Raw genomic sequence first — 255 nt, 5'->3', positions numbered from 1 at the left:
TCCATAATTGTTTTAATTTGGTGTAATCACGCGGCCGGTTGTAACGAATCGTGTTCATGACTTTAATCCGATATCTGTTTAACGTATTATTCAATAATTGAACGATATGAAACCGATCGATGACAATCTCGGCATTCGGAAAAATGCGTTGTAAAAATAGATAATACGGCCCGTACATATCCATGGTGACGGTCTTGACTTGCATTCGAGCTTCATATGAATAGCGCATAAAATAATCTCTTAAAGCGTCTTGTG

1 protein-coding gene is annotated in these 255 nt (G+C 37.6%); it reads right to left on the bottom strand.

Translation table 11 applies throughout. The features are described 5' to 3' along the window. Positions 1-229 (bottom strand): transposase (locus tag ACEN3Z_RS12000; protein ID WP_407090999.1); only part of this gene is annotated, 229 nt, incomplete at its 3' end. Between the last annotated feature and the right edge of the window lie 26 nt (positions 230-255).

Source organism: Ruoffia sp. FAM 26254, assembly GCF_045528545.1.
Taxonomy (GTDB): Bacteria; Bacillota; Bacilli; order Lactobacillales; family Aerococcaceae; genus Ruoffia; species Ruoffia halotolerans.
Note: the sequence above shows the minus strand (reverse complement) of the source record. Positions and strands in the feature narration are given on the sequence as shown.